This window comes from Micromonospora sp. PLK6-60, assembly GCF_019890675.1.
Taxonomy (GTDB): domain Bacteria; phylum Actinomycetota; class Actinomycetes; order Mycobacteriales; family Micromonosporaceae; genus Micromonospora.
Window position 1 is genome coordinate 162,823 of sequence record NZ_JAIOAA010000004.1, and the last position, 14,349, is coordinate 177,171.

Genomic DNA, 14,349 nt, shown 5'->3' on the forward strand with positions numbered 1-14,349 from the left:
GCGGGTGTCTTGATCGTGGATGTCGCGACAGGGGATTCAGTGGTGTGGGATCACCGCGAGGGGAATTGGGTGTACGACCCCGCGATGGCGGTTCGGTTCTTGGATGACTTCCGCAACTTCGATCGGTACGAGGATGTCAACCGTTCATCGGTGGAATCGGTGATCTGTTCTGTGACCGGTGGCCCGCCCCCGCCCGACGAGGAGTTCGTGCAGGCAATGTTTCGGCGGGGCCGACGATCTCGACCGGCTTGACGGTGGCGAGGGGCTCTGAGTACGCGATCTTTCCGAGCTGATCCTGCGGTCGAGCGTCGGGCTGCTCCGCGCGGCCTCGGTAGGGTGTCCAACATGGAGCATTGTCGCCTCGGCACCAGCGGTCTCATGGTCAGCAGGGTCATCTTCGGCAACTGGCTGACCCACGGCGAGACCATCGCCCGGCCCGCCGCGACCGCCTGCGTACAAGCGGCGTTGGACGCCGGGATCGACACGTTCGACACGGCGGACGTCTATGCGATGGGTGCTGCCGAGACGCTGTTGGGTGAGGCTCTCCGGGGCACTACCCGTTCTTCGGTGGTCATCGCCTCGAAGGTCTGCCTGCCGGTGGGCAGCGGCCCGAACGACCGGGGGCTGTCCCGGAAGCACATCATGGAGTCCTGCCACGGCTCACTGCGCCGGCTCGGCACCGACTACATCGACCTCTACCAGGCGCACCGCTTCGACGAGGACACGCCGTTGGAGGAGACGTTCCAGGCGTTCGACGACCTGATCCGGCAGGGCAAGATCCGGTACGTCGGGGTGTCCGAGTGGACGGCGGAGCAACTGGCGGCGGGGTTGGCGGCGAGCGACGGGCTGCGCTCCCGGATCGTCTCGAACCAGCCGCAGTACAACATGTTGTGGCGGGTGATCGAGCCGGAGGTGGTGCCGGTGTGTGCCGGGGCCGGCATCGGTCAGCTCGTCTTCCAGCCGCTCGCCCAGGGCGTACTGTCCGGCAAGTACCGACCCGGTGCGACCGCGCCCGCCGGGTCGCGCGCCGCCGCCGGTGGCCGGGCGCCGACGTTCATCCGCCGGGTCCTCGGTGCGGAGCTGCTCGACCGGGTCCAGCGGCTCCGGCCGATCGCCGACGCCGCGGGCGTCTCGATGGCCCAGCTGGCGGTGGCCTGGACGTTGCAGCGGCCGACCGTCTCGGCGGCCATCATCGGTGCCTCCCGTCCGGAGCAGGTCACCGAGAACGCCGCCGCCGCCGGGGTGCGGCTCGGGGCGGACGTGCTGGCCGAGGTCGACCGGGTCCTCGGTGACCTGATCGACCGGGACCCCACGAAGACCGCACGCATGATGGCGGTCGAGCCGAGCTGGGCCGCCGCGGACCAGTCGACGGGCTGACGGTGCGCCGGTGACCGGGATGGGGTGGCTGACGCCGCGCACCGTCGAGGAGGCGTACGCGGTGCAGGACCGGCTGCGGGCGTCGGTCGACGCGGTCGGGCCGGGGCCGGACGCGCCCGCGACCGTCGCGGGCCTGGACGTCGCGTACGCGCAGCGCGGTGACCGGTTGGTGGCGGCCGTGGCGGTGCTGGACGCGCGGACCCTGGCGGTCGTCGATTCGGCAGTGGTGGCGGGCCACCCGGCCTTCGACTACGTGCCGGGGCTGTTCGCCTTTCGCGAGTTGCCCGCGCTGCTCGACGCCCTGGACCGGTTGACCGTCCGTCCGGACCTGCTGGTCTGCGACGGGCACGGGCTGGCACACCCGCGTCGGTTCGGGTTGGCCTGCCACCTGGGCGTGGTGACCGGGCTGCCGGCGATCGGCGTGGGCAAGACGCCGCTGGTGGGTACGTGGGTGACGCCGGCCCGGGAGCGGGGTGCGGGGGCGCCGCTTGTCGACGGGGGTGAGCCGGTCGGGCGGGTGCTGCGCACCCAGGACGGCGTGAAGCCGGTCTTCGTCAGCGTCGGGCATCGGATGAGCCTGGACAACGCCTGCGCGCGGGTGCTGGCGCTGACCCCGACGTACCGGTTGCCGGAGACGACGCGGGTCGCCGATCGGCTCTGCCGGGCGGCCCTCGCCGCCCGCGGCGGGGCCGGCTGAGGGGGTAACGCGGCACACAGCCGGGACGCTCTATGACCAGGTGCTACCAGGCCTCGGTAGTAGCCTGGCCGCCGGACCGGCCGGGAGCAGCCCGGACCGATCGGGACGAAACTGCGAGGTGATCATGTCGGTACGTCGGCACGTGGCGCGGCTCGCGACGGCCTGCGCGCTGCTGGGCGGCCTGGTGGCCGTCGGGGCGTCACCGGCGCTCGCGGATGACGACTCGGTGCGGGTGCGCGCCGCCGGCAGCTTCACCGCCGGTGGCTCGGCCGAGAGCGTGACGCTGGAGGTGCGGAAGAAGAGCGACGGCTGCGTCCTGGTCCATACGGCGCTCGGCCTGCGGCTCGACGGGTTGTCCGCCGGCCAGGTCGAGGTGAAGGTGAACTACGGCGGGCGCTGGTGGCCGGTGCCGGTCGGCGACGGCGGCGACGGGGTGCAGACCGGCCGGACCACGCCCAGCAAGCCCCGGCTGTGCAAGGACAAGAAGGTCACGGTGAAGTACCGGGTGGCCTTCCTGGCCGGCGCGCCCGCCGGGCGGCTGACCGTCGTCGGCGAGGCGACCGACGCCGGCGGCGAGGCCATCGATCGCGGCAGCGACACGGCCCGGGTGGTCGGCGGCCGGGCGGTGGAGCCCACCCCGACCCGCGAGCCGACGCCGACCCCGAGCGCGGTGGCCACGGTGGAGCCGACCGCCGCCGCGGTGGCCGCGCCGACGGCCGCCGCCGCTGTCGGCCCGCAGAACGGCCGCCCGGTCGCCCAGGAGGAGGATTCCGGTTTCTCCCCGATCATGTTCGTCGGCCTGGCCCTGGTGCTGGTCGGCGCGGGCCTGATCGCGCTGTTGGTCCGCCGGTCCCGCGCGGACCGGGCGGAGCGGGAGCAGACCGGCGGGCAACCCTGGTCCGGCGGGCCGCCGCCGGGTGGCGCCGGGCCCACCACGTACCGCTCGGCCGGCGGGCCCGCGGCGGCCTCGACCGGTCAGGTGTACGGCCAGCGCCCGGCCCCCGCCGGCGGCGGTGTGTACGGCGCTGCCGCCCCGCGCCCGTCCGGCGGGGTCTACGGCGGGGCCGTGCCGCAGCCGCCGGTGCCCGGTCAGCCCGGCCCGCCTCCGGCGCCACCCGCCGGGTCGGGGAAGAACCCGCCGCCGGATCCGGCGGGGGGCGACGCCACCACGGTGATGCCCCGGCTGCCCGGCTGAGCCAGGGTGGAGGCCGCCGCTCCGATACGCTCAGGCTCGTTGAGGACCTGCGGCTGAGGAGCGAATTCGGTGTCTGATCTGTCCCAGATCATCAAGGCCTATGACGTCCGGGGCACGGTGCCGGACCAGTGGGACGAGCCGGTCGCCCGGGCCATCGGTGCTGCCTTCACCCAGTTCCTGGCCGCCACCGGCGAACCGGGCGACGCGGTGGTGATCGGGCATGACATGCGGCAGACGTCGCCCGGCCTGGCCGCCGCGTTCGCCGCCGGGGTACGCGCCGAGGGCCGCGCGGTGATCGAGATCGGCCTGGCCTCCACCGACATGCTCTACTACGCCTCCGGCGCGCTCGGCCTGCCCGGGGCGATGTTCACCGCCAGCCACAACCCGGCCCGCTACAACGGCATCAAGATGTGCCGCACCGGCGCCCGCCCGATCGGGCAGGACAGCGGGCTGGCGGAGATCCGGGACCGGGCGCAGGCGCTGCTGGACAAGGACGAGGACGCCCCGACCGGCGAGCCGGCCCGCCCGGCCGAGCAGCGGGACCTGCGCCCCGAGTACGCGGCCCACCTGCGCACCCTGGTCGACCTCGCCGGCATCCGCCCGCTGAAGGTGGTCGTGGACGCCGGCAACGGGATGGGCGGGCACACCGTGCCCAGCGTGCTGGGTGACGCGGTGCTGCCGGCGCTGCCGCTGACCATCGTGCCGCTCTACTTCGAGCTGGACGGCAGCTTCCCCAACCACGAGGCCAACCCGCTGGACCCGGCCAACCTGGTCGACCTCCAGCGGGCGGTGGTCGCGCACGGCGCCGACCTCGGCCTGGCCTTCGACGGCGACGCGGACCGCTGCTTCGTGGTCGACGAGCGGGGCGAGCCGGTGTCGCCGTCCGCCGTCACCGCCCTGGTGGCCGTCCGGGAGCTGGCCAAGCACCCCGGCGCCACGGTGATCCACAACCCGATCACCTCGGCGGCGGTGCCGGAGATCATCCGGGAGCACGGCGGCGAGCCGGTGGTGGCGCGGGTCGGCCACTCCTTCATCAAGGCCGAGATGGCCCGCACCAACGCCATCTTCGGCGGCGAGCACTCCGCCCACTACTACTTCCGGGACTTCTGGTTCGCCGACACCGGCATGCTGGCCGCCATGCACACCCTCGCCGCGCTCGGCGAGCAGGAGCTGCCGCTGTCCGAGCTGGCCGCCCGGTACGAGCGGTACGTCGCCTCGGGCGAGATCAACTCGACGGTGCCGGACCAGGCGGCGAAGGTCGCCGAGGTGCGCGCCGCGTACCCGGACGCGGAGGTCGACGAGCTGGACGGGCTCACCTTCCGCTTCCCCGACGGCGCCTGGTTCAACCTGCGCGCCTCCAACACGGAGCCGTTGCTGCGGCTCAACGTCGAGGCCCCGTCCCGGGAGCGGATGATCTCGCTCCGCGACGCGGTGCTCGACCGGGTTCGCCGATAAGATCGCGTGCGCCGGTCGGCACCGCCGACCGGTCGACCGCATACGTGGAAGGAGCCGCGCCGTGGCCCTGGACCCGCAGTTGCTCGAGATACTCGCCTGCCCGGACACGCACCACGCCCCACTCGACTACGACGCGCAGGCGCAGACCCTGACCTGCACCGAGTGCGGCCGGATCTTCGAGGTCCGCGACGACGTACCGGTGCTGCTGCTGGACGAGGCGCGCGGTGGGCCGGCGGACGGGACGCGAGGCGAGTCGACCCGGTGATGGAGATGGACGGCACGGCCGGGGTCAGTGGCCACCGGCACGCCGACGAGGCGCTGCTCGACGACCCGGACCGGCTCGCCGAGAGCGACCCGGGCGGGATGCTGCGGTTCACCGCCTCGGCCGGCGCCCAGGTGCGGGAGTCCGCCGCGCTGGCCGCCGAGGCGAACCTGTCGGTGCTCTCCGACGACCTGCGGGCCCGCGCGGTGGTCGTCGCCGGCATCGGCACCGCCGCGCGTACCGGTGACGTGCTCGCCACGGTCGCCGGCCCGCGCTGCCCGGTGCCGGTCATCCCGCACCGCAGCGCCGGGGTGCCCGGCTGGGTCGGCGCGGCCGACGTGGTGATCGCGGTCAGCGCCTCCGGGCGCAGCCCCGAGGCGCTCGGCGCCGCCGAGGCCGCGCACCGGCGCGGCGCCCGGCTGGTCGCGGTGGGCGCGCCGGACTCCCAGTTGCAGTCGGTGGCCGAGCGGGCCCGGGCGCCGTTCATCCCGGTGCCCCGGCGCGCGCCCGCCCGGGCCAGCCTGTGGGCGCTCACCGTGCCGGTTCTGCTCGCCGCCCGTAGCCTCGGCCTGGTGAAGGTCAACGAGGCGGATCTCGCGGAGACCGCGGCGCGGCTCGACGCCGACGCGGACCGCTGCCGGCCCACCGCCGAGTCGTTCGTCAACCCGGCGAAGTCGCTGGCCCTCGGGCTGGCCGGGTCGATCCCGATCGTCTGGGGTTCGTCGCCGCTGGCCACGGTGGCCGCCCGCCGGTTCGGTGACACGCTCTCGGCCAACGCCCGCTACCCGGTGGTCAGCGGGGCGCTCGGCGAGGCCGGCCGGGGCCGGGTCGGGCTGCTCGACGGCGTGTTCGGCGGGCTGTTCGAGTCCGCGCGGGACATCTTCGCCGACCCGGGTGCCGGCGACGGTGACGGCGACGCCACCCGGCTGCGGCTGGTGATCCTGCGCGACGGCGGGCTCAACGCCGAGGACGACACCGACGAGCCGCTCGCGGTGGAGGAGCGGCGGGCGGACGCGGTGCAGACGCTGGCCGAGCGGCGTGGGGTGCGCTGCGACGTGGTGACCGCCGAGGGCGGTTCGGCGCTGGAGCGGCTCGCCTCGCTGACGGCCGTGCCGGACTTCGCCTCGATCTATCTCGCGCTCGCGCACGGCCTGGACCCGATGGCGGTCCCGGCGATCACCGAGATGAAGGAGCTGGCGAACCAGTGAACGACAGAACGACCCGACCCGCTCCGGGTCGACCCGCCACGGCCGGGACAGGCACCGCGTGAGCGCGAGGAGTGAGCCGGGGTTGCGAGCCCCGCAGTCGCGAACGAAGAGAGGCGCCGCGTGAGCGCGAACGGCGGGACGAAGGCGATCATCGCCGCCCTGCTGGCCAACGTCGGCATCGCGGTCACCAAGTTCATCGCGTTCCTGCTGACCGGCTCCTCGTCGATGCTGGCCGAGTCGATCCACTCGGTCGCCGACTCCGGCAACCAGGGGCTGCTGCTGCTCGGTGGCAAGCGGGCCAAGCGGGCGGCCACCCCGCAACACCCCTTCGGCTACGGCCGCGAGCGGTACGTCTACGCGTTCATCGTCTCCATCGTGCTGTTCAGCCTCGGTGGCCTGTTCGCGCTCTACGAGGCGTACCACAAGTGGCACGACGCGCACGGCATCCACAGCTGGCAGTGGGTGCCGGTGACGGTGCTGGTGGCGGCGATCGTGATGGAGGGCTTCTCCTTCCGGACCGCCATCAAGGAGTCCAACCTGATCCGGGGCAAGCAGACCTGGGTCCGGTTCATCCGCCGGGCCAAGGCCCCGGAGCTGCCGGTGGTGCTGCTGGAGGACTTCGGGGCGCTGGTCGGTCTGGTCTTCGCGCTGTTCGGCGTCGGCATGACGTTGATCACCGGCAACGGCCGCTGGGACGCCGCGGGCACCGCGATGATCGGTGTGCTGCTGGTGGCCATCGCGATCGTGCTGGCGATCGAGACCAAGAGCTTGCTGCTCGGTGAGGGCGCGGAGCCGACGGACGTGGCGGCGATCGAGCGGGCCGTCACCGGCGGCCCGGAGGTCGAGCGGATCATCCACATGAAGACGCTCTACCTCGGCCCGGAAGAGCTGCTGGTGGCGGCGAAGATCGGCGTGCCCGCCTGCGAGACGGCGGAGGAGGTGGCCCGGGACATCAACGCCGTGGAGGCGCGGATCCGGGCGGCCGTGCCGATCGCCCGGGTCATCTACCTGGAGCCGGACATCTACAGCGCCGCCGCCGAGCGGGCCGGCAGCGGATCCGCCGCGGCCACCGCCGTACCGCAGCCGGAGCCCGCCGCCGGGGCGGACGACGGGCATTCGTCAGCCGACGCGCATCCCTCGGACGAGGTCGCCGGCCGCCCGGGGAGCTGAGCGATGGAACTGCTGCACGGGCCGATCCGCGACTACGCCTGGGGTTCCCGCTCGGCGATCGCGCAGTTGCAGGGGCGGCCGGTGCCCAGCGCCGGCCCGGAGGCGGAGCTGTGGCTGGGCGCCCACCCGGGCGCCCCGGCCACGGTGGACCGGGAGGGTGCCCGGGTCAGCCTGGTCGACCTGCTGGTCGCCGAGCCGGAGCGCTGGCTCGGCGAGCGGATCGTCGGCCGGTTCGGCGTCCGGCTGCCGTTCCTGCTGAAGGTGCTCGCCGCGGAGGCGCCGCTGAGTCTGCAGGCCCACCCGGACGCCGAGCAGGCCCGGGCGGGGCACGCGGCGGACGCGGCGCGGGAGGCCGGCGTACGCAACTACGTCGACCCGTTCCACAAGCCGGAGCTGCTGGTCGCGCTCTCGCCGATGGAGGCGCTCTGCGGCTTCCGGAACCCGGCCGTCGCGGCGGAGGCGCTCGCCCGGTTCGGCGTACCCGCGCTCGCGCCGGTGGTGGCCGCGCTGCGGGGCGGCCCGGCGGGCCTGCGGGAGGCCGTACGCGCGCTGCTGACCTGGCCCGCGGCGGAGCGGGCCGGGCTGGTCGAGGCGGTGGTGACGGCGGACGTCGCCGGCCCGGACGCCGAGTTGGTCCGCCGGCTGGCGGTGGCCTACCCGGGCGACCCGGGGGTGCTGGTGGCGCTGCTGCTGCACCACGTGCGGCTGGAGCCGGGGCAGGCGATCTGGATGCCGGCCGGCAACCTGCACGCCTACCTGGGCGGCACCGGCGTGGAGATCATGGCGGCCAGCGACAACGTGCTGCGCGGCGGGTTGACCCCGAAGCGGGTCGACGTGGACGAGTTGCTGCGGGTGCTGCGCTTCGAGGTGCTCGACGAACCGGTGGTGTCGCCCCACCCGGTGTCGCCCGGCGTGGTGACCTGGCCGGTGCCGGTCGAGGACTTCGCCCTGCACCGGGTGCGGGTCGGCGCGGCGACCGTGCCGGACGTGCGGCTGGCGCTGCCCGGGCCGCGGGTGGTGCTCTGCAGCGCCGGCGAGCTGTCGGTGGACGACGGGGTGGCGGCGGTGACGCTCCGTCCCGGGCAGGCCGCGGTCGGCACGGCGGCCGGTGGCGCGCTTGTCGTCGGCGGCGCGGGCGAGGGGTACGTGGCCACCGCCGGCCTGCGCTGAACCGATCGCCGCTCGCGAAGCGGTGCCGAGCCGACGCGCGCAAGTCGGAAATTCCGGAAACGCTTGACGCGATGACTGCGCAGTGTGACTCTATGAGTACGCAGCGTTGTCGCGACGAACGTCCGGGAACGCGCGGGGGAACCAAACCGGGGGGATGCACGGGGCGGCCGGCCCGTGAACGGAAAGTCCGTTCACGCCGACCGCCCCGTGCGCTGTTCCGCACGCACCCGTAAGCCGGCTCTCCGTCCGGCGCGTAAGGTAGAAGGCTGCGCAGCTAACCGTTCGACAGGAGCTTCCATGACCAGCACCCTCCCGGCGGCCCCCGTGGGCTCGTCGACCGAGGCCCGCCCGAGCACTCTCGCCGAGGGCGACTACAAGGTGGCGGATCTGTCGCTCGCCGAGTTCGGGCGCAAGGAGATCCGGCTCGCCGAGCACGAGATGCCGGGCCTGATGGCCATCCGGCGCGAGTTCGCCGAGGCGCAGCCGCTGGCCGGCGCCCGGATCACCGGCTCGTTGCACATGACCATCCAGACCGCCGTCCTGATCGAGACCCTGGTCGCGCTCGGCGCGCAGGTCCGCTGGGCGTCCTGCAACATCTTCTCCACCCAGGACCACGCCGCCGCCGCGATCGTCGTCGGCCCCGAGGGCACCCCCGAGGCCCCGGCCGGCGTCCCGGTCTACGCCTGGAAGGGCGAGACCCTCCCGGAGTACTGGTGGTGCACCGAGCGGGTGCTGGACTGGCCGGACGGGCAGGGTCCGAACATGATCCTGGACGACGGCGGGGACGCCACCCTGCTCGTCCACAAGGGCGCCGAGTTCGAGAAGGCCGGGGTCGTCCCGCCGGTCGAGTCCGCCGACTCCGAGGAGTACGCGGTCATCCTCGAGGTGCTGCACCGCTCGCTCGCCTCCGACGGCCAGCGGTGGACCCGGATCGCCGCCGGCATCAAGGGCGTGACCGAGGAGACCACCACCGGTGTGCACCGGCTGTACGAGATGCACCGGGACGGCAAGCTGCTCTTCCCGGCCATCAACGTCAACGACTCGGTGACCAAGAGCAAGTTCGACAACAAGTACGGCTGCCGCCACTCGCTCATCGACGGCATCAACCGGGCCACCGACGTGCTGATCGGCGGCAAGATGGCCGTGGTCATGGGCTACGGCGACGTGGGCAAGGGCTGCGCGGAGTCGCTGCGCGGCCAGGGCGCCCGGGTCGTGGTGACCGAGGTGGACCCGATCTGCGCCCTCCAGGCGGCGATGGACGGCTACCAGGTCGCCACCCTGGACGACGTGGTCGAGCAGGCCGACATCTTCATCACCGCCACCGGCTGCTTCGACGTCATCACCAACGAGCACATGGCCCGGATGAAGCACCAGGCCATCGTCGGCAACATCGGCCACTTCGACAACGAGATCGACATGGCCGGTCTGGCGAAGCGCTCGGACGTCACCCGGGAGAACATCAAGCCGCAGGTCGACCTCTGGAAGTTCGCCGACGGCCACGCCATCATCGTGCTCTCCGAGGGTCGCCTGCTGAACCTGGGCAACGCCACCGGCCACCCGAGCTTCGTGATGTCGAACTCGTTCGCCAACCAGACCATCGCCCAGATCGAGCTCTTCACCAAGACCGAGGAGTACCCGATCGGCGTCTACGTGCTGCCCAAGCACCTGGACGAGAAGGTCGCCCGGCTGCACCTGTCGGCGCTCGGCGCCAAGCTGAGCACGCTGACCAAGGAGCAGGCCGCCTACCTGGGCATCTCGCCCGAGGGCCCGTTCAAGCCGGAGCACTACCGCTACTGAGTCGTGGCGCGGGACCGGGTCGGCCGTTGGCCGGCCCGGTCCTTTTGCGCCCGCGGGCGGTGCTTCGGGTGCGGGCGGTGCCTCGGGTGCGGGCCGCTGCCAGGCGACGGATGCCCGGATGGGCGTGATACCTCTGAGGTATCAATATGACTCTCAGGTATCACGCTCGCGCGGGTCACCTACCCGCCCACGCGCAGCGCGGCCAGGCCAGGCCAGGCCAGGCAGCGGGACTGGTGCCGGTCAGCGGCGGCGAGCGGGGCGGACCCAGGTCCAGACGCACCAGGCCAGCCAGCCGAGGGAGACGGCGGCCGCCAGCGCGCGCAGCCGGAGCGCGCTGAGCAGCAGCACCACGACCAGAACCGCCAGCCAGGGGAGCAGCCCCTTCACACCCGTCACGGGGCGGATCCTGCCACAGCGCGGCGCGGGTAACGGCCGGCGGGTGACATGCCCTTGAACGACTTGACGGCACCCCCGATCAGGAGGAAGGTATGGCTGCCCTAACTTAACTGAGGCGTACCTAACTGATCACGGAGTACCGATGTTCGCCACGTACCTGATCGGCCTGCGGGAGGGCCTGGAAGCGACCCTGGTGGTCAGCATCCTCGTCGCCTTCCTGGTGAAGTCGCAACGGCGCGACCGGCTGCCGCACGTGTGGGCCGGCGTGGCCCTCGCCGTGGCGCTGTCGGTGCTCTTCGGCTGGCTGATCGAGTACACCTCGTCGTCGCTGCTGGCCCGCTCCGAGGACCGCGAGCTGTTCGAGGCGGTCACCTCCGTGGCGGCCGTGGTCTTCGTCACCTGGATGATCTTCTGGATGCGCCGGGCGGCCCGGTCCATCGCCGGCGAACTGCGCGGCAAGCTGACCGAGGCCCTCGCCGTCGGGTCCCTCGCGGTCGCCGGCATGGCCTTCCTCGCGGTGATCCGGGAGGGCCTGGAGACCGCGCTGATCTTCTACTCCGCCGCGCAGAGCGCGGCCGGCGGCGCCGGCCGCGGCCCGCTGCTGGCGCTGATCGGTGGCGTGGCCACCGCCGTGGTCCTCGGCTTCCTGCTCTACCGCAGCGCCCTGAAGATCAACCTGTCGAAGTTCTTCACCTGGACCGGCGCGCTGCTGATCCTGGTCGCCGCCGGCATCCTCAAGTACGGCGTGCACGACTTCCAGGAGGCCGGCGTCCTGCCCGGCCTGAACAGCCACGCCTTCGACATCTCCGCGGTGCTCGACCCCAGCTCCTGGTACGCGGCGCTGCTCGCCGGCATGTTCAACATCACCGCCAACCCGACGGTGCTGGAGACGGTCGCCTGGGTGGCGTACGCGGTGCCGGTGCTGGCGCTCTTCCTGCGCCGGCCGGCGAAGCCGAAGCCCGCCGCGCCGGCCCCCGCCGCGCCCGCCGACCCCGCGCCGGCCGGGACCTCCGCGCCGGCCGACGCCGCCGCGCCGCAGCGCGCCTGACCCGCCTTCCGCCGAGGAGAACGACAACCATGCGTACCACCCGCTCTGTGCTGCTCGCCGCCGCCGGCGTGCTGGCCGTCGCCGGCGTCACCGCGTGTGGCGCGGACGGCGACAAGGACGCCGCCGCCGGCGCGGTGACCGTCAAGGCCACCGACACCACCTGCGAGGTCGGCACCACCGAGCTGGCCGCGGGCCAGATCACCTTCTCGGTGCGCAACTCCGGCAGCAAGGTCAACGAGTTCTACGTCTACGCCGCCGGCGACCGGGTGATGGGCGAGGTGGAGAACATCGCCCCGGGGCTGACCCGCGAGCTGCGGGTGGAGCTGCCGGCCGGGGCGTACGAGACGGCCTGCAAGCCGGGGATGAGCGGCCGGGGGATCCGGGGCGCGCTCAAGGTGACCGGCGAGTCGGCGCCGAAGGCGGTCGACGCCACGCTGGCCGAGGCGACCGCCGGCTACCAGCGGTACGTCACCAGCCAGACCGCCGAGCTGCTGACCAGGACCGGCGAGTTCGTCACCGCGGTCAAGGCCGGCGACGTGGCCCGGGCCAAGGCGCTCTACCCGGTGACCCGCACCTACTGGGAGCGGATCGAGCCGGTCGCCGAGAGCTTCGGCGACCTGGACCCGAAGATCGACGGCCGGGAGGAGGTCGTCGAGGAGGGCATGGAGTTCACCGGTTTCCACCGGATCGAGAAGGACCTCTGGACCACCGGCGACATCAGCAAGGACGGCCCGATCGCCGACCAGCTCCTCACCGACGTCAAGGCGATCGTGGCGAAGGCCAACGCCGAGAAGCTCACCCCGCTCCAGCTCGCCAACGGGGCCAAGGCGCTGCTCGACGAGGTGGCCAGCGGCAAGATCACCGGCGAGGAAGAGCGGTACTCGCACACCGACCTCTGGGACTTCAACGCCAACCTGGAGGGCTCGAAGGCGGCGATCGCCGCGCTGCGCCCGGCCCTGGAGCAGCGGGCGCCCGAGCTGGTCACCCAGCTCGACGCGGAGTTCGCAAACGTGGAGCAGGTGCTCGGCCGGCACCGGGCCGGCGACGGCTGGAAGCTGCACACCGCGTTGAGCACCGCCGAGCTGAAGGAACTGTCGGACAGCGTCAACGCCCTCGCCGAGCCGGTCAGCCGGGTCGCCGCGGCCGTCGCCCGCTGACCGACCGACTGCGGTCCGGCCCGCGCACCGCGCGGCCGGCCCACCCGTCGAAGCAGGAGGACCGATGAGCAACGCTGCGCCCGTGTCCCGCCGCCGGGCGATCGCCCTCGCCGGCGTCGGGGTGGCCGGGGTCGCCGGGGTGGCCGGCGGGGCCGGCGCGCTGATCCAGGGCGCGGCCGACCACGCGTCGGCGAACCCGGGGGCAGCCGCCGGCGCGGTGCCCTTCCACGGCGCGCACCAGGCCGGCATCACCACCCCGGCCCAGGACCGGCTGCACTTCGTCGCCTTCGACGTGATCACCAAGGACCGGGCCCGGCTGGTCGCCATGCTCCAGGAGTGGACGGCCGCCGCCGCCCGGATGACCGCGGGGCACGACGCCGGGGTGTTCGGCGCGGTGGGCGGGGTGCCGGAGGCGCCGCCGGACGACACGGGCGAGGCGCTGGGCCTGCCCCCGTCGCAGCTCACCCTCACCGTCGGCTTCGGGCCGACGCTGTTCCGCGACGCCCAGGGGCGGGACCGGTTCGGCATCGCCGACCGGCGTCCGCCGGCGCTGGCCGACCTGCCGCACTTCGCCGGGGACGCGCTGCGCCCGGAGCTCTCCGGCGGGGACATCTGCGTCCAGGCGTGCGCCAACGATCCGCAGGTGGCGGTGCACGCCATCCGCAACCTGGCCCGGATCGGCATGGGCGTGGTGAGCGTCCGCTGGTCGCAGCTCGGCTTCGGGCGTACCTCGTCGACCTCCCGGGAGCAGGCCACCCCCCGGAACCTGTTCGGCTTCAAGGACGGCACCGCGAACCTCAAGGCGGAGGACGCCGACCTGCTCCGCGACCAGCTCTGGGCCCAGCCGGGGGACGGGCCGGACTGGATGACCGGCGGGTCGTACCTGGTCACCCGCAAGATCCGGATGCAGATCGAGACCTGGGACCGCAGCTCGCTGGCCGAGCAGGAGCAGATCGTCGGGCGGGCCAAGGGCAGCGGGGCGCCGCTGGGCCGCCGCCAGGAGTTCGACGAGCCGGACTTCGCGGCCCCGGATGCGGACGGGCAGCCGGTGATCCCGGAGACCGCGCACGTCCGGCTGGCCCACCCGAGCCGGAACAACGGCGCGCACCTGCTGCGTCGGGGCTACAACTTCGTCGACGGCTCGGACGGGCTGGGCCGGCTGGACGCGGGGCTCTTCTTCATCGCGTACCAGCGTGACCCGCGCCGGCAGTTCGTGCCCATCCAGACGCAGTTGTCCCGGCACGACGCGATGAACGAGTATCTGCGGCACGTCTCCAGCGCGCTGTTCGCCTGCCCGCCGGGCGTACGGGACGCCGGTGACCACTGGGGGCGGGCCCTGTTCGGCTGAACCGGCCGGGGCGCTGGCGGTCCGGGCCGGGACCAGGGATCATGGAGGGATCCGTCACGGTCCTGCGGC

The 14,349-nt window shown here is 73.4% G+C and carries 13 protein-coding genes; 12 read left to right on the forward strand and 1 reads right to left on the reverse strand.

Annotated features, from left to right (window positions below; genetic code table 11):
• The first annotated feature begins 345 nt into the window (after positions 1-345).
• From K7640_RS10165 to ahcY, 9 genes are all read left to right on the forward strand, one after another.
• Complete coding sequence (locus K7640_RS10165) at positions 346-1,377, forward strand: aldo/keto reductase family protein (RefSeq protein WP_222954507.1); 1,032 nt, start codon at positions 346-348, stop codon at positions 1,375-1,377.
• 19 nt (positions 1,378-1,396) lie between these two features.
• A complete protein-coding gene (gene nfi / locus K7640_RS10170; RefSeq protein WP_222954752.1) occupies positions 1,397-2,074 on the forward strand; it encodes a deoxyribonuclease V in 678 nt (225 codons plus the stop codon).
• Between the two features lie 124 nt (positions 2,075-2,198).
• Complete coding sequence (locus K7640_RS10175; RefSeq protein WP_222954508.1) at positions 2,199-3,269, forward strand: hypothetical protein; 1,071 nt, start codon at positions 2,199-2,201, stop codon at positions 3,267-3,269.
• A 69-nt stretch (positions 3,270-3,338) separates the two neighbouring features.
• Positions 3,339-4,724: a phosphomannomutase/phosphoglucomutase gene (locus K7640_RS10180; protein ID WP_222954509.1), complete on the forward strand. Its 1,386-nt coding sequence runs from the start codon at positions 3,339-3,341 to the stop codon at positions 4,722-4,724.
• Positions 4,725-4,785: 61 nt separating this feature from the next.
• Entirely contained in the window at positions 4,786-4,989 is a 204-nt protein-coding gene (locus K7640_RS10185) for a Trm112 family protein (RefSeq protein ID WP_222954510.1), read from the forward strand.
• Between the two features lie 5 nt (positions 4,990-4,994).
• Positions 4,995-6,194 (forward strand): SIS domain-containing protein, encoded by a 1,200-nt coding sequence (locus tag K7640_RS10190; RefSeq protein ID WP_222954753.1) that lies wholly within the window; start codon positions 4,995-4,997, stop codon positions 6,192-6,194.
• Between the two features lie 120 nt (positions 6,195-6,314).
• Complete coding sequence (locus K7640_RS10195) at positions 6,315-7,364, forward strand: cation diffusion facilitator family transporter (RefSeq protein WP_222954511.1); 1,050 nt, start codon at positions 6,315-6,317, stop codon at positions 7,362-7,364.
• Positions 7,365-7,367: 3 nt separating this feature from the next.
• Complete coding sequence (manA, locus tag K7640_RS10200) at positions 7,368-8,534, forward strand: mannose-6-phosphate isomerase, class I (RefSeq protein WP_222954512.1); 1,167 nt, start codon at positions 7,368-7,370, stop codon at positions 8,532-8,534.
• 297 nt (positions 8,535-8,831) lie between these two features.
• Positions 8,832-10,331 carry an adenosylhomocysteinase gene (gene ahcY / locus K7640_RS10205; protein WP_222954513.1) on the forward strand — a complete coding sequence of 500 codons (1,500 nt, stop codon included), beginning with the start codon at positions 8,832-8,834 and terminating at the stop codon, positions 10,329-10,331.
• A gap of 240 nt (positions 10,332-10,571) precedes the next feature.
• Here the strand turns inward: ahcY and K7640_RS10210 are convergent, their stop codons facing one another.
• A complete protein-coding gene (locus K7640_RS10210; RefSeq protein ID WP_222954781.1) occupies positions 10,572-10,727 on the reverse strand; it encodes a hypothetical protein in 156 nt (51 codons plus the stop codon).
• A gap of 142 nt (positions 10,728-10,869) precedes the next feature.
• Here K7640_RS10210 and efeU point away from each other — a divergent pair, with 142 nt between their 5' ends.
• The 3 genes from efeU (at position 10,870) to efeB (ending at position 14,280) form a co-directional block, all read left to right on the forward strand.
• On the forward strand, positions 10,870-11,775 hold the full coding sequence (efeU, locus tag K7640_RS10215) for an iron uptake transporter permease EfeU (RefSeq protein ID WP_222954514.1): 906 nt from the start codon (positions 10,870-10,872) through the stop codon (positions 11,773-11,775).
• 29 nt (positions 11,776-11,804) lie between these two features.
• Positions 11,805-12,932, forward strand: a complete 1,128-nt coding sequence (gene efeO / locus K7640_RS10220; RefSeq protein ID WP_222954515.1) for an iron uptake system protein EfeO — start codon at positions 11,805-11,807, stop codon at positions 12,930-12,932.
• 64 nt (positions 12,933-12,996) lie between these two features.
• A complete protein-coding gene (gene efeB / locus K7640_RS10225) occupies positions 12,997-14,280 on the forward strand; it encodes an iron uptake transporter deferrochelatase/peroxidase subunit (RefSeq protein WP_222954516.1) in 1,284 nt (427 codons plus the stop codon).
• Positions 14,281-14,349: the final 69 nt, after the last annotated feature.